This is a genomic window from Synechococcus sp. R55.7 (assembly GCF_047461955.1).
Classification (GTDB): Bacteria; Cyanobacteriota; Cyanobacteriia; order Thermostichales; family Thermostichaceae; genus Thermostichus.
Map to the genome: position 1 here is coordinate 1 of NZ_JANSIC010000478.1, position 653 is coordinate 653.

At 54.8% G+C, this 653-nt stretch carries 1 pseudogene; it reads right to left on the minus strand.

The window, feature by feature from the left end:
• Window positions 1-395 precede the first annotated feature (395 nt).
• A pseudogene (locus tag NW820_RS13245) lies at window positions 396-653 on the minus strand (glycosyltransferase); the annotation flags it as partial.

Here is a 653-nt window from a genome sequence, read left to right on the forward strand (position 1 = left end):
CTGGGCTGAAGGCTTGTTCGCAGACGTTCACCAGAGGCGGTATTGTACTCCCTCCACCTCCTCCACAACCTGCCAAAACCGCAGCCGAGGCCAAAAGGCCCAAGAACAGCCTCTGCAGGGATCCCTGCGGAGCTCTAGAAGCATTCGATGCTGGCCCTGGCATAAGCACTCCTCCGGACACCGGATGTCAATGTTCCTCTAGATTACGATGCTCTGAGCAATTCTCAGCAAAATGCAGATCACTGACAGGATTTTCCCACGTTTAGGCTTGCACCGGCCTGGGGGAGCTGTTCCGCTGTTGACCTCGAGAAGGGAGCTTCAAGGGCGTAGTGGGGCCGTTGAGCCAATTTTGTCCTCAGGAAGGGATCCAGAGCAAAACCCTTTTTCGCAGTGGGCTAACCACTACTGGCGTCGGGCTTCCTGGTGAGGAAGAAATGGGCCAGGGCTGCCACACATTCTCGATCTTCGAAGAGTAGGTGGCATCGCTGCCGAACCTCCTCAGCCATGTGGTAGCGAAACTCAGAATCGGATCCCAGTTTTACGGCCAAATCCTCATAGCTTTTCAGATCCGAGGCAATTAAGCTGTCCAGCTCCATTCTTTTGAGAATGGCATAGGTATGCCGCCCCCGCATCAGCTTTCCAGGGCAAGTGAT